Source organism: Pseudaminobacter soli (ex Li et al. 2025), from assembly GCF_003012705.1.
Lineage (GTDB): Bacteria > Pseudomonadota > Alphaproteobacteria > Rhizobiales > Rhizobiaceae > Pseudaminobacter > Pseudaminobacter soli.
In genome coordinates, this window is the sequence record NZ_PXYL01000040.1 from 1 (window position 1) to 17,497 (window position 17,497).

Annotated in this window: 17 protein-coding genes and 2 pseudogenes; 14 read left to right on the top strand and 5 right to left on the bottom strand. The window is 60.4% G+C overall.

All coding sequences use genetic code 11. The annotated features are described in order from the left end of the window. The 4 genes from repC to C7I85_RS29640 all read right to left on the bottom strand — a co-directional run. The coding region (gene repC / locus C7I85_RS29625; RefSeq protein WP_280954431.1) for a plasmid replication protein RepC at positions 1–719 on the bottom strand (719 nt) is incomplete at its 3' end. A 253-nt stretch (positions 720–972) separates the two neighbouring features. Continuing rightward, positions 973–2,007 (bottom strand): plasmid partitioning protein RepB, encoded by a 1,035-nt coding sequence (repB, locus tag C7I85_RS29630; protein WP_106727582.1) that lies wholly within the window; start codon positions 2,005–2,007, stop codon positions 973–975. A gap of 11 nt (positions 2,008–2,018) precedes the next feature. Then, entirely contained in the window at positions 2,019–3,275 is a 1,257-nt protein-coding gene (gene repA, locus C7I85_RS29635; protein WP_428832933.1) for a plasmid partitioning protein RepA, read from the bottom strand. A 417-nt stretch (positions 3,276–3,692) separates the two neighbouring features. Further along, on the bottom strand, positions 3,693–4,073 hold the full coding sequence (locus C7I85_RS29640) for a VOC family protein (protein WP_106727583.1): 381 nt from the start codon (positions 4,071–4,073) through the stop codon (positions 3,693–3,695). 773 nt (positions 4,074–4,846) lie between these two features. Between C7I85_RS29640 and C7I85_RS29650 the strand changes: the two genes are divergently transcribed. From C7I85_RS29650 to C7I85_RS29660, 3 genes are all read left to right on the top strand, one after another. Next, positions 4,847–5,530, top strand: coding sequence for a helix-turn-helix domain-containing protein (locus C7I85_RS29650; protein ID WP_106727584.1), 684 nt, complete (start codon positions 4,847–4,849; stop codon positions 5,528–5,530). 133 nt (positions 5,531–5,663) lie between these two features. After that, on the top strand, positions 5,664–6,161 hold the full coding sequence (locus tag C7I85_RS29655) for a GAF domain-containing protein (protein ID WP_106727585.1): 498 nt from the start codon (positions 5,664–5,666) through the stop codon (positions 6,159–6,161). Positions 6,162–6,188: 27 nt separating this feature from the next. Continuing rightward, the gene (locus tag C7I85_RS29660) at positions 6,189–7,289 is read left to right on the top strand and encodes a M24 family metallopeptidase (RefSeq protein ID WP_106727586.1); all 1,101 of its coding nucleotides are present in this window, start codon (positions 6,189–6,191) and stop codon (positions 7,287–7,289) included. A 377-nt stretch (positions 7,290–7,666) separates the two neighbouring features. Here C7I85_RS29660 and C7I85_RS29665 read toward each other — a convergent pair. Beyond that, positions 7,667–7,877: pseudogene (locus C7I85_RS29665) on the bottom strand (transposase); the annotation flags it as partial. A 179-nt stretch (positions 7,878–8,056) separates the two neighbouring features. On the opposite strand from C7I85_RS29665, the gene traI reads away from it, so the two are divergent. The 11 genes and pseudogenes from traI to C7I85_RS29720 all read left to right on the top strand — a co-directional run bounded on the left by traI (position 8,057) and on the right by C7I85_RS29720 (position 17,409). Further along, a complete protein-coding gene (gene traI / locus C7I85_RS29670; RefSeq protein ID WP_106727587.1) occupies positions 8,057–8,683 on the top strand; it encodes an acyl-homoserine-lactone synthase TraI in 627 nt (208 codons plus the stop codon). 3 nt (positions 8,684–8,686) lie between these two features. Then, positions 8,687–9,658 (top strand): P-type conjugative transfer ATPase TrbB, encoded by a 972-nt coding sequence (gene trbB / locus C7I85_RS29675; RefSeq protein ID WP_106727588.1) that lies wholly within the window; start codon positions 8,687–8,689, stop codon positions 9,656–9,658. After that, positions 9,648–10,031, top strand: coding sequence for a TrbC/VirB2 family protein (locus C7I85_RS29680; RefSeq protein ID WP_106727589.1), 384 nt, complete (start codon positions 9,648–9,650; stop codon positions 10,029–10,031). The genes trbB and C7I85_RS29680 overlap by 11 nt, the downstream gene beginning before the upstream one ends. Then, positions 10,024–10,323: a conjugal transfer protein TrbD gene (locus C7I85_RS29685; RefSeq protein WP_106727590.1), complete on the top strand. Its 300-nt coding sequence runs from the start codon at positions 10,024–10,026 to the stop codon at positions 10,321–10,323. The genes C7I85_RS29680 and C7I85_RS29685 overlap by 8 nt, the downstream gene beginning before the upstream one ends. Positions 10,324–10,333: 10 nt before the next feature. Further along, entirely contained in the window at positions 10,334–12,790 is a 2,457-nt protein-coding gene (locus tag C7I85_RS29690) for a conjugal transfer protein TrbE (protein ID WP_106727591.1), read from the top strand. Then, positions 12,762–13,538 carry a P-type conjugative transfer protein TrbJ gene (gene trbJ / locus C7I85_RS29695; RefSeq protein WP_106727592.1) on the top strand — a complete coding sequence of 259 codons (777 nt, stop codon included), beginning with the start codon at positions 12,762–12,764 and terminating at the stop codon, positions 13,536–13,538. The genes C7I85_RS29690 and trbJ overlap by 29 nt, the downstream gene beginning before the upstream one ends. Further along, positions 13,502–13,909 (top strand): annotated as a pseudogene (locus C7I85_RS29700) (VirB8/TrbF family protein); the annotation flags it as partial. The gene trbJ and the pseudogene C7I85_RS29700, both read left to right, overlap by 37 nt. Positions 13,910–13,926: 17 nt before the next feature. Continuing rightward, complete coding sequence (gene trbG / locus C7I85_RS29705; protein WP_106727593.1) at positions 13,927–14,739, top strand: P-type conjugative transfer protein TrbG; 813 nt, start codon at positions 13,927–13,929, stop codon at positions 14,737–14,739. Between the two features lie 3 nt (positions 14,740–14,742). After that, on the top strand, positions 14,743–15,177 hold the full coding sequence (gene trbH, locus C7I85_RS29710; protein ID WP_106727594.1) for a conjugal transfer protein TrbH: 435 nt from the start codon (positions 14,743–14,745) through the stop codon (positions 15,175–15,177). A gap of 11 nt (positions 15,178–15,188) precedes the next feature. Then, positions 15,189–16,493, top strand: coding sequence for an IncP-type conjugal transfer protein TrbI (gene trbI / locus C7I85_RS29715; protein ID WP_106727595.1), 1,305 nt, complete (start codon positions 15,189–15,191; stop codon positions 16,491–16,493). 187 nt (positions 16,494–16,680) lie between these two features. Continuing rightward, positions 16,681–17,409, top strand: coding sequence for an autoinducer binding domain-containing protein (locus C7I85_RS29720; RefSeq protein ID WP_106727596.1), 729 nt, complete (start codon positions 16,681–16,683; stop codon positions 17,407–17,409). The last annotated feature ends 88 nt before the right edge of the window (positions 17,410–17,497 follow it).

Here is a 17,497-nt window from a genome sequence, read left to right on the forward strand (position 1 = left end):
CGCAGCCGAGAAAGCTCCTGATGACGCTTCGAGAGCTCGTCTTTGGTGGCATTGCGAGCAACCCTTCCCGACAACCCATCCAGGCGAACCGATAACTCCTCCCAGCGCCCCGCCCTGCCCTCGCTGATGCCGGCCCCGATCGTCTTTGCGATGTCGCGCAGATGAATGGTGATTTCCGTCCTCAGTCCCTGCAGAGCACGCGCTAGGGCACGTGCGGCCGTGGCATGGCCTTCGATCTCGTCCGCTCTGAGCGCTAGCGGCGCCAGGTCGAAGCCGAATGCGCTCTTGATCTCGCCATCGCAGCTGCGGCGTGCGTAACGCTTGCCGTTGGGGCTGTCGCGGCGGATGATCATCTGCGCATCGACCAGAGCCGCCAGGTGCCGTCGCAGCGTTGCTGGCGCCATGCCGCGCGTGCGCATGGACAATTCCGCATTGGAGGGGAACACGATCAGGGGCTCGCGCCCATCGAGCTCCGCGCGCTGATGGAAGCTCAGCAGCGCTTCAAGCACTGCGATGGTGCGATCGGATAGGCCATAGACCGCCCTTGCCTCGGTCAGCGACCGCAATAGCCGCCATTTGTCGGCAGCCGGTGTAGGGTTACCTTCGCTATCGGCAGCCAGCAATTTCCGGCGTGCGTCTGCGACCCTCTCCTGGGCTGCGAACATGGCATGCGAAAGCGATCGACCGCCGAACGGCGTCGTTGCAAAACGCTCTGTCATCACTTCAACCTCGATTCGAGGCAAGCAAAGCCGTAGCCGGAACGTGCCCAACACTTGACAAGTCAGGTCGGAAGTGATTCTCTCACAATCGCTACATTGATGAGGGCTTCCGGAATGGTAACGTTTCGGGGGCCTTTTTTCTTGCCGGGTCCTTTCTTTCTAAGGGTTCCTGTACGCTTCCTACACACTGACACGTCCACCCGCCGACCGCTTATTGTTGTGGTGATTCGGCCGGTAGGTGGATAAACTCGTCCTACTCGCGCTGCCGCTCCACGAACCGCTCCAGCAGCGCCGGCAGTTCTTCACCGAGAAATTCAGCAAAGCCGTTCGGCGCGGCCGTCAGTTCAAGTCGCGGCGTTTTTGATAAATTGCCGAGACGGGCAAAGATGCGCCCTCGCCCGTCCCGGATCTCGGTTGCCGGGGCTTCCGACTTCGGCTTGAGCGCCAGGCGATTGAACAGCAGGGCAAAGCGCGCATCACTGTCGGCGCCGCGGAAGCGGTCGCTTGTCACTTCTTCGGCAGCCTTCGCCTGCGCGGCATCACTCTTCAGAAGCTCCGACAACTCCATCCAGCGGGCGCGCCCGGCCTTAGGCGCGGGGCCGATCGCCTGCGCGATCTGGAACGGCAGTGCCTCAGCGACCTGCAGGAAACGGGTCATATCTGCCTTATGCAGCGAAAGTGCTTCCTGCACCGTGCTGCGTTCGAAGCCGTGCTTAATCAGCGCATGTGCGAACAGCGCCCGCTCGATGAAGGAGAGGTTGCGCCGTTCGTTGTTTTCCTTGCCCTGCGCCAGCACCAGTTCAGCATCGGTCAGGTTGCGCACAATCGCGCGCAGCGGCAGCCCAAGCCGAAGCACCGCACGGAGGCGGCGGTGACCATAGGCAGCCTGGAAGCGCCCAGGCTTTTCCGGATGCGGACGCACCAGCACCGGCACCTGTTGGCCGCTGGCCTTGATGCTTTCGACCAGCGCGGTGAAGTCGGGGTCGTGCTGGTCGTCGAAACTCAGACGGTCGGAGATGAACGAGGCGTCGACCAGCGCTGGATCGAGCTCGACGATGCGCTCTCCCGCCTCCAAGCTCTCTTTCAGCCGCCTTGCGTCGTCAAGCTCACGCGACAGGCCGCCAAGCGACAGGCCCATCGCCTTTACGGCTCCCGAGGAGCTGCGCGTCTTCTCTGGAGCCGTTACCGCCTGCGGCGCGGCAGGGGGCTGTTCCGGCCGCGCCGCAGGGGCAGGCGCCTGCTCCATTCCGAAGAGGGCTTTGAGCTGGTCCTTGCGATTTGATGACATGTCAGCCTCCCTCAAGCCGCCCGGTTCCAGGCTTTGAGCACAAGTCCCTCAATCTCGGAGTTGACAGCTGTCAACGATTCCATCGCGCGGTCATAGGTCGTGCGGGTGAAGCTTTCGCGGGACACCTCGTAAAGTGTCTGCTTGGTGAGACCGGCATCGGAGAAGGCGGTGGACTTTACCAGTGGCGCAGTCAGCACGCGCGCGCCGAACAGCGAGCGCAGGAAGCCCGCGATCTGGGTCTGCGGCCCATCGTTAGGCTCGTATCGGGTGATGAGATAGCGCATGAAGTCGAAATTGAGCTCGCCGCCGGCCTCGCGCACCACTGCGAGAAGGTCGGAGGTCATGAACAGGAATTGGCTCATCGAGGCGACGTCGAGCATCTGAGGATGTACGGTCACCAGCACCGAGGTCGCAGCGCACAGCGCCGACAGCGTCAGAAAGCCGAGTTGCGGCGGGCAGTCCACGACGATGACGTCGTAGTCGTCGGCTACCGTAGCGAAGGCCTCCTGCACACGAGCGAAAAACAGTGGCTGGCCGTCGTCGCCGCCCTGTTGCCGTGCCGAAAGCATATGTGGAGTGGTGTGCTCGAACTCTTGCAGTTCGAGATTGCCGGGCACCAGGTCGAGCCCGTCGAAATAGGTCTTGCGGATGATCTCGCTGAGCGGCCGACGACTCTCGTCGTACCGGATCGCACCATAGAGGGTGTCATTGCCGTTTAGATCCAGCTCCGGTTGATAACCGAACAGCGCCGACATCGAAGCCTGCGGGTCGAGATCGACGGCGAGCACGCGGAAGCCCGACAAGGCCAGATGCTGCGCCAGGTGCGTGCTGGTGGTGGTCTTGCCCGAGCCGCCCTTGAAGTTGGTAACGGCGATCACCTGGAGATGCTCGCCCAGTTCCGAATGGCGGCGGGGCAGGTAGGTGCGCGCCTTGGCGCCGCCCTGATCAGCTAGATGCCTGCGCAATGCATTGATATCTGCGAGGGTGTAAAGCCGGCGGCCGCCTGCGCCAGTCTCGGGCTGGGGCCCCTCTCCCGCGATCGACAGTTGACGCAGATAGCCGTCGGACACGCCGATCAGCTTGGCGGCCTCGCCGCTGGTGAACTTGCGCAGCACCTTGCGGGATTCGGGTTGGAACAGGCGATTGCGCATCGCCTGAAGCTGGGCCGACAACATCTCGGCATCGGCCGCAATGGTCCGATCCGTCGCTACGGTCGCCTTCTCAAGTTGTCCCCAGTCCTGTTCCTGCACCTTAGCCTCGGCAATCATTCTCAATTCCTGTCAATCGGTCATCACATTTTGAACGCAATCCGTCCGCGTTTGACGCGGAAAAGCAGGCAATTAGCGGATCATGCGCCGATTCGGGCGGGCAGGTCGAATCTCGACCTACGCCGACCGATTTTTTTACGTGCAAAAGCCGCAGTAACGAAACTGTAGTGCTGTTACGCCAGGAATGTCGGAATACGCCCCAACTCCGTTACCAACGTGCCGATAGGGGCGAGTCGCGTCAAGGAATTTATAGTTAACGGAAATTAACCATAGGGCTCCGGGCAAGGGATAGTTTCGGAAGCGTATGGTTCTTTCGGAGTTGCGTTGACAGCTGTCAACGCAGCGATCGCCTTAAGAAGTCGACCCGTTTTAAAGAAGGACTTTGGCACTTAGCTGTTCCCACGGACACACAGTCGGTCAGACGCCCGCATTGAAACGGAAGAACTCGACGCTGTAGCCACCGGGATCACGCAACAGAAATGTCGTCACCAGCTTGTTTGTCGGCTGGTCTAGATTGAGCGGCACTACGATCTCTGCGCCACGCTCCATCAACCGCGCGTACCATGCCTCGAGTTCCAATGTTTCGATGCTGAGCATCACGGCCTTCGCGTCAGACGCATTGTGATGCCCTTCGGCCGAAGCGACGAGTCCGACATAGGAAAGTGCGGTGATGCGAAAGAACTTCACCCAGCCCTTGTCGAAGGTCTTTTCGAGGCCGAGCAAGTCGCCATAGAAGGCTTCAGGCGCAGCGATATCCTCATAATAGAAGAACGTCACCTGCGAGTTCACGGCCGGCATTCCGGCTTCTCTTGCTAAGTTCATCGACGAGCCCCCGACTACATCACTGCGAAGCCAGACGATCACAATGGAGCCGGCAGGGCAATCGTTACGATGCCGGAAGGAATGGGTTGGGCCGCCGTTGACAGCTGTCAACTGTATGATGCGATCTACCTCTCACCGCTGGCCAGGACGTTCGGCAATGAAAAAACACCGCCATCTGCAGGCTACGCGCAATGCGCTCGGCGCGCGCGATGAACACGGTGGCCCCTTCCGGCACGCACAGTTCGCACGCCGTTTCACCGAACATGGCGAGCCAGATTGCAAAACCGCTTTCCATCACGACCTACAGCTTGGCATGAGCGGGCTCCGGACGACCGTTATAGGTTCAGGTCTTAAGGATTTCCGAGCAAGGTCATCTTCTCGAGATGCTACTCCCAGTCTCCGGCAATCACGCGCGCGAAGATTGGCCCGAGCCGCAGGTCGCGACGAACCTTGCCATAGAAGGTGCGCACCAGTCCGCCGATGAAGGCTCGATCCACTTGCGGATGGGCGAGGGGTCTTTCGGGCGCCGGACGCGCTTATTCGCTCGAGGCCATTTGTATCCTCTTGGAACAAGCCGCCACGTTACCGACAGGTCGCGGTTTGCGGCAAATCGCGAAACGCCACGGTCCGACAGTACGCCCCAGCAGCAAAGCCGATCGCAAGAGTTTTAGTATTGCTAAAAACCGCTTGACGACTCGCGGGCTGCCGAGCCAGATTTTAGTCACGCTAAAATTCTAAGAGGGTCGAGCGTGAACGCGGAAGCAGTCACCAGCCAAGTTGCGGGCAGGGAAGAAAACTCCCTCGGCCAGCGACTGCGCGAGCGCCGAACCGGCCTCGGTTTGACCTTGAAAGAGGTGGCCGACAAGGCAGGTTTTTCAGTAGGCTTCATCTCACAAATCGAGCGCGGCATCACCACACCGTCGCTCACCTCGCTTGTGGCGGTCTGCCGCGTTCTCGACGCCGATGTCAGTCAATTCCTGTCGCAGCCGCGCGGGGAGGGACCCGTCACCCGGCACGAGCAGCGCCCGGCCTATGCGATCGGCGACAGTGCCAACGCCATCACCTACGAGCGGCTTTCGGCCGCCTTTCCAGGCAGTGCGTTGACAAGTGTCCTCATGCACCATCCGGCCAGCTATCGAACCGAGTTGACGACGCATGAAGGCGAGGAGATCTTCTTCGTGCTGCAGGGCGCCCTCACGGTCGAGGTCGATGGCGAGGCGACGGTTCTGGAGGCAGGGGATTCCATCCATTTCGCTTCGACGAGACCGCATGCCAGTTGGAACCACGCCAGCGAGGCGGCCACCATACTGCACACATGCACGATGGACGTGTTCAACAACAGCGGAAGCGACACTGCGGCTCCCGTCGCCGTAAGTCGCGCCGGGCGCGGCAATATCGCTACGCACCCCAACCTGAAGCTTCACCAATCATGACTTAACGAGACGCCGACCAAGCCGGCTCGCCTGCCGGACTCTTTTATTCTCTCCCTCACAACGTTCGGCATTCCGCCGCAACGTCCTCCCAAAAAGCGAAAGGCCGGCCTTGCCGGCAATGGAGAAGACACCAATGCAAAAGCCCGATTATCAGGATTTCGTTCGCGCCATGGCCGCAGCCGGCAACCAGCCGGAAGCTGCCTGCGAGGCGCTCTACAAGCTCACGCAAGACACCGTCGGCGTGAAGCTTTTCACCATCACGATCAATGACCCGGTGGCCGAGGTCGCACGCCGCATCTATACCAACATGCCCGAAGCCTATCCGGTCTCCGGCACGAAGCCGGCCGACAAGACCGATTGGTCGCGCCAGGTGATCGATGAAAAGCGCACCTTCGTTGCCAACACCATCGCCGATATCGCGGCGGTCTTCCCCGACCATGAGCTCATCAAGTCGCTCGGCTGCGAATCCGTCATCAACGTGCCGGTGGTAGTCGAAGGCGAGGTGCTGGCGACCATCAATTGCCTGCACGAGGCCGGCTTCTACACGCCTGAACGAGTTGCAGCATCCGAGGCGCTGAAGCTGCCCGGCGCGGTCTGCGTCATGCTCAACGACCGCAACGGCGGCATCTGAGACCTACCTGAAACGAGGAGAGCAGGAATGACCGTAGATACCGCCAAGCGGCTGGCCGCGCTGCGCGACAGCATGCGTGCCACCGACACCGATCTCGTGGCGATTGCGCCCGGATCGCATATGGACTGGCTGCTGGGCTTCCATCCGCACCCCGACGAGCGGCCTTGCCTGCTGCTCGTGTCGCGCGAGAAGGAAACCTTCCTGATGCCGGCGCTGAACGCCGAAGGCACGCGTGAGTGCACCGACATCAGCTTCCACAACTGGGCCGATGCAGAGGGGCCCGACGCAGCGTTGACAGCTGCGCTCGCCGACATCGGTGCGACGCAGGCGAAGAAGGTTGTGCTGGACGAAACGATGCGCGCCGACTTCGCGCTGCTTCTGCTCGGAGCGCTGCCCGGCGCACAGCATGCCTTCACCGCCGACACGATCGGCGCGCTGCGCATGCGCAAGGATGCCAGCGAATTCACCAAGTTGAAGATGAATGCCGGCATCGCCGACCGCGCCATGCAGAAGGCCTTCGCCTCGATCCGAGCCGGCATGACCGAGCGCGAGCTTGCCGAAGTCATCCGCGGCCACTTCTCGTCCGAGGGCGCTGCCCCAGCATTCTGGATCGTGGGCGCCGGCCAGAACGGAGCCTTCCCGCACCACCAGACCGGCGAGCGCAAGCTGGCCGAGGGCGACGCCGTGGTGATCGACATCGGCGGCCGCAAGAGCGGTTTTCCGAGCGACATCACCCGCATGGCCGTGGTCGGCCGACCGCCGGAGGGTTATGGCCAGATCCACACCATCGTCGAGCGCGCAGTGCAGGCAGCGCTGAAGGCCGCGCGCCCTGGCGTGAAGGCAAAGGAAGTCGACGCAGCCGCGCGCGGCGTGATCGCCGACGCCGGCTATGGTGAGTTCTTCGTCCATCGTACCGGGCACGGCATGGGTATCGATGGGCACGAGCCGCCATACATCACCGCAACCTCGGAAACGGTGCTGGAGGAGGGCATGGTGTTCTCGATCGAACCCGGCATCTATCTGCCAGGCCGCTTTGGCATCCGTCTCGAGGAAATCGTCATCCTGCGCGAGGATGGACCCGAGATTCTCTCAGAGATGTCGCGCGAGGTTCATGTGGCTCAAGTGTGAGGGCTGCCTAAGACGTTGGATCCGGCCCGGCAAATGTCTTGGCCGGATCATTTCTGTTTGAACAGCTCGGTCAGTTTCTCCCAAAATCGCCATCCCACCTGTAGCGGAAGTAAATGCCGACTTGGCTTCCGTTTCAAAGAAACTTCAAATGTTTACAAGATGATAGTAAGCGGTCGATCTCCCCTCGGGAGACGGATTGCAGGACTGCTTCTGCTGCCAAATGCTCATTCCCGATCCAGAAAAGTTGCAGACTTTGCGGACAAGATCATGCTCCAAAAACAAAGTCTAGCCTCAACCTGGAGAGCAATATGATGATGTCCCAGGAGGTGGTGTAGCTCCGGCGGTCGCCGTGCTGTTCGAGCGGAGCCGGAACTAGATCAGCTTGCCGCGGCGGGTAGGCTGATGAGTGGATCATCGTTCTTGGCGGCGATGGTCTCAAGGGTCATGTAGTGGGTGTGCCGGACGGCCCACTCGTCATTCTGCTCGAGCAGCAAGCACCGACGAGGCTGACATGGCATCATCGTTCGGAAAGATGCCGACGACTTCTGTGCGCCGCTTGATCTCGCCGTTCAGGCGCCCGATTGGATTGATCTGGTCGGCGACGTTGTGCAGGAACTCCGTCTAGATCGGCTCGACCGAGGAGGTGCCGACCTCCATGCCCAGCATCTCGCGGCGGCCAGGATCACCACTAACACTTTTGCGAGTAGATCGTCCGACCGAGTGACGGCAAATCACCCTACGTCTCAAACGACAGGGAGATTTGTTTGATGCGTGTCATCGCCATTACGAAGCCCCGGACCGCCTCGGAAACCAGGATCATCGACGAAATGCACCGCTTGCGGGCGCGCATTTTCCAGGGTCGCCTCTCGTGGAACGTGCGCTGCACTTCCGGCCGCGAGCATGACGAATTCGACGATCTGGCGCCGACCTACATCATCACGATTTCCGAAGCCAATTCGCTCATCGGCTGTGCGCGTCTTCTCCCCGCCACCGGAACGACGATGCTGGGCACCGTATTTCCGCAGCTTCTTCGCAACGGCCGGCTCCCCGCACATCGGGGCATGATCGAAAGCTCGCGCTTCTGTGTCGACACTGGGTGCGAAGAAGGGAGGGCCGCAGGGGCCCTGCACGTTGCCACCCTCACCATGTTCACCGGAATCGTCGAATGGTCCATGGCGAATGGCTACAGCGAGATCGCCACCGCGACAGATGTACGGTTCGAGCGGATCCTGAAGCGTGCTGGGTGGCCGATGCGGCGGCTTGGCCAACCGACCATGATCAACGAAACGCGCAGTGTCGCAGGAATCCTGCAGGCTGATGCGACCAGCTTCGGTCGCCTGCGTCCGGAGGGATACCGCTCGACATTTGCTGGCCTCCAGCCGAAGGCGGCCTAAACCATGATGGCGCCCCAACATCGTTCCCTTCCGCGTTTGGTCAGTAAGCTGCAAAACGCGCTCGGGGAGGATCTTTGCGTCGCACTTGATGACCCCAGCGTCGTCGAAATCATGCTGAACCCTGACGGCAAGCTCTTCATCGAACGGTTGGGGCACGGCATTACCTCGGCGGGCGAGATGCCGCGCTCGGCCGCCGAGACGATCATCGGTAGTGTCGCCCATGTTCTCAACTCCGAGGTGGACGACGATCGGCCCATTGTATCCGGTGAGCTGCCGATCGGCGGCCACCGTTTCGAGGGGTTGTTACCGCCGATCGTCGCCGGGCCATCCTTCACCATCCGTCGCCGTGCATCACGGGTCATTCCGCTCGACAGCTATCTCGTGGCGAAGTCCATAACGCCAGGCCAGGTTGCGGTGATCCGGAGCGCCGTAGCCTCAAAGCACAACATCGTCGTTGCCGGAGGCACCGGCTCGGGCAAGACGACGCTGACGAATGCCATCCTTCGCGAGATAGTCGCGCATGCGCCGGAGGATCGGCTGATCATTCTGGAAGACACGGGCGAGATCCAGTGTGAGGCCGACAATGCCGTCTGCCTGCACACCAGCGACACCGTGGATATGGCCAGACTGCTCAAAAGCACCATGCGCCTGCGCCCTGACCGCATCATCGTTGGAGAAGTGCGCGATGGCGCAGCACTTACGCTGCTCAAGGCATGGAACACCGGCCATCCCGGTGGGGTCGCCACTATCCACGCCAATTCGGCACGCGCCGCGCTTCAACGTTTGGAACAATTGACGGCGGAAGCCAGCCAGCAACCGATGCAGGCTGTGATCGGCGATGCCGTCGATTTGATCGTGTTCATCGAGCGCACCCCGCACGGCCGTCGCGTCACCGAAGTCCTGCATGTCAGCCGCTTTGCCGGCGACCAGTATCAAGTCGAACCCTATGCCGAGGAGCAACGCGATGCAGCGTAACGACAGACTTTTCCGCTTTTGGGGCCTCGTCGCATTTGGCGCGGTCGCTCTCGCTTCACCCGCGCTGGCCGGTTCGGCTGGCGGCCTGCCGTGGGAAGGGCCGCTGGAGCAGGTTCAGCAATCGATCACCGGCCCGGTCGCCGGCTTCATTGCACTGGCGGCCGTGGCAATTGCAGGCGGCATGCTTATTTTCGGCGGAGAGCTAAACGATTTCGCGCGACGGCTTATGTATGTCGTTCTCGTCGCCGGTATTTTGCTTGGCGCGACGCAGATCGTCGGCCTATTCGGCGCGACCGGCGCGTTCATCGGAACGGCTAAAGAACAATGGGAGACGGCTCCGGCCATTGAGGGCGGGGAGGGAGGCCATGGCTGAGTCCCTTTCCAGCCTGCGACGCAACCGCATCCATCGCGCCCTGTCCCGGCCGAACCTGCTGATGGGCGCGGATCGGGAACTGGTGCTGATCACGGGCCTTGCAGCCGTCATTCTGATTTTCGTGGTGCTGACGCTCTATTCCGCGCTGTTTGGGGCTGCGATCTGGATCTTCATTGTTGGCGCGCTGCGCATGATGGCCAAGGCCGATCCGCTGATGCGGCGGGTCTATCTCCGCCACATCTCTTATAAGCCCTATTACAGGGCGACAAGCTCGCCCTGGCGCCGTTATTGAGGAGACGAAAGTGGTCGCTCTCCGCCGTTTCCGGGCCACCGGCCCGTCCTTTGCCGATCTCGTTCCCTACGCCGGCCTCATCGATAACGGCGTTTTGCTGCTGAAGGACGGCAGCCTGATGGCTGGCTGGTATTTCGCCGGACCTGACGCCGAGAGCGCCACCGACCTCGAACGCAACGATCTGTCCCGCCAGATCAATGCGATCCTGTCCCGCCTTGGCTCCGGTTGGATGATCCAGGTCGAGGCAGTGCGAATCCCGACGGTCGATTACCCGTCCAAAGTACACTGCTTCTTTCCTGATCCCGTCACCCGCGCCATCGATGCCGAGCGCCGGGCGCATTTTGCGAGCGAGCGGACACATTTCGAGAGCCGGCACGCCCTGATCCTCACTTACCGCCCGCCCGAGACGAAAAAGACGGCGCTCACCCGCTACATCTATTCGGACGAGGAGAGCAGGAAGAAATCCTATGCGGATACGGTTCTCGCCATATTCAAGAACTCAATCCGCGAGATCGAGCAATATCTCGCCAATACGCTGTCGATCCGTCGCATGGAAACGCGGGAAACCTCCGAACGAGGAGGGGAACGGATCGTGCACTATGACGAGCTGCTGCAATTCGCGCGCTTCTGCATCACCGGCGAGAACCATCCGGTCCGCCTGCCGATCGTTCCCATGTATCTTGATTGGATCGTCACGGCCGAGCTTCAACATGGCCTGACGCCGAAGGTCGAGAACAGATTTCTCGGTGTCGTCGCCATCGATGGCCTGCCCTCTGAAAGTTGGCCGGGTATTCTCAATCACCTTGACCTGATGCCGCTCACCTATCGCTGGTCGTCGCGCTTCATCTTCCTCGATGCCGAGGAAGCGCGACAAAAGCTCGAACGAACCCGCAAGAAATGGCAGCAGAAGGTGCGGCCCTTCTTCGACCAGCTATTCCAGACTGAATCCCGCGCGATAGACCGGGACGCCATGACGATGGTGGCCGAAACAGAGGACGCCATCGCTCAGGCCTCCTCCCAGCTTGTCGCTTATGGCTACTACACCCCCGTCGTCATCCTGTTTGAAGACCACCGCGAGGCGCTCCAGGACAAAGCCGAAGCGGTCCGGCGGCTGGTGCAGGCGGAAGGGTTTGGGGCGCGGATCGAGACGCTGAACGCTACCGACGCCTATCTCGGCAGCCTGCCCGGCAACTGGTACTGCAACGTCCGCGAACCGCTCATCAATACATGCAACCTTTCCGATCTCATTCCTCTGAACTCGGTTTGGTCCGGCAATCCGGTCGCCCCATGCCCCTTTTATCCGCCGGATTCTCCGCCGCTCATGCAGGTCGCCAGTGGCTCGACCCCATTCCGGCTGAACCTGCACGTCGATGACGTCGGCCACACACTGATTTTCGGTCCGACAGGCTCAGGCAAATCCACCCTCTTGGCGCTGATCGCCTCGCAGTTCCGCCGCTACGAGCGGGCACAAATCTTCGCCTTCGACAAGGGCAACTCACTCTATCCGCTGACACTTGCCGCAGGCGGTGATCACTACGAGATCGGCGGCGAGACGGAAGAGGAGGGAAGGGCGCTCGCCTTCTGCCCGCTGTCCGACCTTTCCACCGATGGCGACCGTGCCTGGGCGACGGAATGGATCGAGATGCTGGTGGCTCTGCAAGGGGTCGCGATCACGCCGGACCATCGTAATGCCATCTCCCGTCAGATCGAACTCATAGCGAGTGCGCCAGGCCGTTCGCTGTCGGATTTCGTTTCCGGTGTGCAGATGCGCGAGATCAAGGAAGCGCTACATCCCTACACTGTCGACGGTCCGATGGGGCAACTCCTCGACGCAGAGCAGGATGGCTTGTCGCTCGGCGTCTTTCAATGCTTCGAGATCGAACAATTGATGAACATGGGCGAGCGCAATCTGGTGCCCGTCCTGTCCTATCTCTTTCGGCGTATTGAGAAGCGGCTGACGGGCGATCCCAGCCTCATCATTCTCGACGAAGCCTGGTTGATGCTTGGCCATCCGGTGTTCCGAAGCAAGATCCGCGAATGGCTGAAGGTGCTGCGCAAGGCCAATTGCGCCGTCGTCCTCGCCACGCAGTCGATTTCGGACGCCGAACGGTCGGGCATCATCGATGTGCTCAAAGAATCCTGCCCGACCAAGATCTGCCTTCCGAACGGCGCGGCGCGCGAGCCTGGGACGCGAGAGTTCTACGAGCGGATCGGCTTCAACGAGCGTCAGATCGAGATAGTCTCCACCGCCACACCGAAGCGCGAATATTACGTCGCCACTCCCGAGGGGCGCCGTCTGTTCGACATGGCACTCGGCCCCGTCGCGCTGAGTTTCGTCGGCGCCTCCGGCAAAACCGACCTCAAGCGCATTCGGGCGCTCAAATCTGAACATGGCCAGAACTGGACGATCCATTGGCTGCAATCGAGAGGAGTTTTTCATGCATCATCGCTGCTTGAGGCCGAATAGCTGGTTCCTTGCCGCTGCGCTAACGGCGACTGCCGTTCTCTCCTTGCCCGCTCATGCCGGGACGGTGATGGGATCTGCAACCGAATGGACGCAGCTCGCCAACAATGCGCAGTTAATCAAGTTGCTCGAGAGCTCCGGCGTGCAGGTCGACAACCAGTTGACCCAGATTGGCCAGCTCGCCGAGCAGATTCAGAACCAGCTCAAAATGTACCAGAACATGCAGCAAAACACCGCGCAGCTTCCGGCTCACATCTGGGGACAGGTTGAGCGTGACCTCAATCAATTGCGCGGCATTGTAGGGCAGGGGCAGGGCATCGCCTTCTCGATGGGCAATGCCGACGACATCTTGCAGCAGCGGTTCCAGAGCTATGCCGATCTCAGGAAGAATCTGCCGAACGGTGAAGATTTTTCGACCACCTATCAGAGATGGTCGAATACCAATCGCAATACCATCGCCAGCACGCTGAAGGCGGCAAACCTCACGGCCGACCAGTTCGACAACGAAGAGGATACGATGAACCGGCTGCGCGGCATGTCGGAAAGCGCTGACGGCCAGATGAAAGCCTTGCAGGTCGGGCACCAGATCGCGACCCAACAGGTCGCGCAAATGCAGAAATTGCGCGGCCTCGTCTCGCAGCAGATGGCCATGATGGGAACTTGGCTCCAGAGCGAGCAGGCGGACAAGGATCTGGCGCAGGCCCGACGCGAGGAATTCGCGTGGTGCGTGCCACGCTCGGGAACTTCGTGACGAGCTTCCGCTCCATCACACCGGACGCTGTGGTGCAGAAGCAATATATCGACCGGACCTACGCACTGCTGCGCAACTCCGATCCTTCGACACAAAAGATCAATTCCTGGTTTCGGGACAATTCGCCGTTCGAGAAGGCGAAGACGTCGACGGTAGCGATCGAGGTCAACAACATCGTGGCGCTGTCGAGCCAGACCTACCAAATCGACTGGACCGAATATGAGCGGGATCGGAGGGGCAAAGAAACCGGAACGCGGCGTTACCGCGGCATCGCCACGGTGACGCTGACCGCGCCGCCGGACGAGGCGACCATACGCCTCAATCCGATCGGCCTCTATATCCGCGATTTCGACTGGACGGCACAGCTTTAAGAGGGAGGGAAAATCACATGGGAAAGACAGGATTGATTGCGACCGCGGGCTGCATAGCCACACTCATCTCCACGGCCGGCTCTATCGCACAAAGCATGACCACGAACGAGGTCAAAGGTACGACCATCTCTGGGAAATGGCGCGACACGCCCGGCCTCGTCGCGAAAGGGCCGGATGGCAAGGTGATGTTCCTGTTCGGCGAGACGCAGCCGTCTGTCATCTGTTCGCCCCTCCAGGTCTGCGATATCGAATTGCAGGGCGGCGAAATCGTCCGCGACGTGCTGATTGGCGATACAGTGCGCTGGAAGGTGGAACCCGCCACCTCTGGTGCTGCCAACGGACAGGCCATCCACCTGATCGTCAAGCCGTCTGAACCTGGCCTTGTCACCTCTATGGTGATCACAACCTCGCGCCGGACCTACCACATCCAGCTAAAGTCCCATCCGAGCCAGTATATGGCGCGTGTGGGCTTCGACTATCCGGAAGACGTCTCGGCAAAGCTCGCGGCTATCAATGCTCGTGTTGAAATCGGCGGCGGTTCTGGCTCCGCACCCGACAAACTGAACTTCTCCTATTCGATGAGCGGAAACGCCTTATGGAAGCCGAAGCGGGTCTATTCGGATGGCATGAAGACCTACATTCAGTTTCCGAGGTCGATTGCCGGGCAGGACGCACCGGTTCTGTTCGTCGTCAGTGGTGGCCAGAACCGCATCGTCAACTACCGGATGAAAGACGACATGATGATCGTCGACTACGCGGTGGACAAGGCGATCCTTGTCTCGGGCGTCGGTTGGCGGCAGCAGAAAATCACCATTCGGCGGGGGGCCTGACCAATGCGGCCGCACCTTTGCCTCCTTGCCGCTACCCTCCTTATCGGTTGCCAGACGGCGGATGAAGCCCTCACCACCGCCTCGGCCCCGACGGCAATCTCCGGCCCGGCAGCAAGTGCCATCGCCGGCGATATGGCGAGCCGGCTTGCCGAGCAGATGGGATCGGCAAGCAGCGCAGCGATCAAGATGGACAAAGGCACGTCCGACTTCGCCATGGCGTTAGAGACAGCGCTCAAAGGCTGGGGCTATAGCGTCGTGACGGACGGAGGGCCTGACAAGGACGCGAAGCCCGTCGAACTTGCTTACTCGCTTGACACCATTGACGGGCACGTGCTGGCCCAGCTTTCGACGCCGTCCCTCGCTCTCGGCCGCGCCTACACGGCGACGCCGTCCGGTGCCACGCCGGTCAGCCCGCTTTCGATCATGCAGCGGAACTGACGGAGGAGATCATGGTCCAGTCGCTCCAGCTCGGAGGCGTTGTCCAATCCGGCGACCAGAAGGACATGCGCCGCCTCAACCGCCTGCCGGTCATCGTAGTGATCGCGGTCATCATCGCCTTCATCGGCGTGGTCATAGCCGGCCTCTCCTGGCGTGGTCTCCCCTTCGGTCGCGACAACCAGATCGAAAACGCCTCGAACGCATCAGCCTCGAGCTATGGCGACAAGCTCAAGCAGGGCGTCTCGGATGGGATTATCGGCGAGCCCGAACAGCGTGAGGTGTTCCAGCCGACACCCGCCACAGAACAACGGAAGGCCGAGAAGGAGATGCCGACACAGATGCCGGGACTTACCGAGCGGGAAGAACGACCGCCAAGGCTCGAAGCCGATAGAGAGTGGAGGGCACGCCTACAAAGGGAACAGGAAGAACAATATCTCCGCGAACGTCACCGCCAGCAGATGGCCCGCTTTCAAGCCCGCGCCGGCGCACTGGATTCGCCGCTCAAAATTGACATTTCCGATCTTGGCCGAGAAGCGGTTGATGCTACGCCCGCGGGCCGGCAGCACCCGGTGGCCAGCATAAACAGCGCCTCCGAACTTTATGCCGCTGCCCTGCAATCCGGCATAGCGGAGCAGAATATCGATCCGAACGGGCAGGTGTCGAAAGAGCATTTCTTCAATCAAGACATCAAGGATCACGGTTATCTGCCGAACCAAGTCGTACCACAGTTCTCGCCTTATGAGTTGAAACGCGGCTCAGTGATCCCAGCGACCCTGATCACCGGTCTCAATTCGGACCTACCTGGCCGCATCACCGCGCAGGTCAGCCAGAATGTTTATGACAGCGCCACCGGCTATCATCTGCTCATCCCCCAGGGAGCAAAACTCTTCGGGCGTTACGATTCCAAGGTTTCGTTCGGTCAGGCGCGCGTGCTTGTCGTTTGGACAGACCTGGTATTCCCAAACAGTTCGACGCTCCAAATCGGCGGCATGGCCGGAGCGGATGCGGAAGGCTATGGCGGATTCAAGGATAAGGTCGATCGCCATCTCTGGCGCACGTTTGGTTCGGCTGCTCTCGTTGCCATCATCGGAACCGGCATTGATATGGCGATTCCGCAAAGCTCGACGCTTGCGACACAGGACAACGCGTCCGATGCGGTACGGCGCAACTTTGCCGAATCAATTGGGCGAGTGGCGGAGCAGACGATCTCGAAGAACCTGCAGGTGCAGCCGACGATCAACGTTCGTCCGGGCTACAGGTTCAATGTTCTCGTCGATCAAGATATCATTTTCCCAGCGGCCTATATTACTAGATAAAGACTGCTGAGCTATCTGGCTTCCAAGCCAACCAGGTTACCCATGGAGAAAAATCGCTGACAAAATTGTCGTTTTTCAACCGACCCTGATAACGCAAGTCATCATAGGTTCTTCTCACTGGATTTTATCTCGCGGTATCTTTGACCGCGCCGGGTTCATTCATTTCGGCGGCGCGGGGGAGGTTGAGTTGAATCAATGGTTCGAGCGGCTTACCGAACAAATTATGCTCGCACGTGATGAGATCTCGGTTGAGTCAACGCTTCAAAGGTTGACATGTGAAGCAGGCTTCAGCGTTTACGCCTATCTCACCTTGCATGCAGAAACTCATACGGCCATCTCAAACTATCCGGTAGAGTGGCAGGTTCGGTACTTTGAAAAAAGCTACGCTCTCATAGACCCGGTTGTGCTCAACGCGAAGACTCGAGCAGAAGCATTTTCCTGGTCCAACGTCTCAACGCCCAGGATGAGCAAGGAGCGACGAGTGTTTTACGGCGAGGCCGCGGAGTTTGGCATCAGGTCAGGTATCTCCATCCCGATCAAGACCGGGTTCGGTCGCATGGCTATGTTGACCTTGGCTTCGAGCGACGCAAACTTCGCAGACGAATATAAGTTAAACCCTGTTGTAGCTGCGGCGTCGTTTGGGCAAGTCCATTCCCGCATGGAGGCCCTCCGCGTACAACCGACACGCAGAACCGACGTCCGGTTGAAGGCAGTCGAGCTGACGTGTCTGAGATGGTCCGCCGAAGGCAAATCCATGAAGGCAATTGCCATCATTGAAAACACAACCTTTGCCAATGTCTGCTTTTTCCTGCGCAATGCCAAGGCAGCGCTCGGCGCAACGACATTGCCGCAGGCCACCGCAATAGCCAAGGAGCTTGTGGCCTGCCCCTATGAGGTGGTCCGGTTTCAGTCTTAATGCATGATGGGCTTATCGGCCAGCGGCAGAGCCGATGATGGTGCCGCTTTGCCGGGTTTCGACGGCCATATGAGGGCCTCCGGCGCCG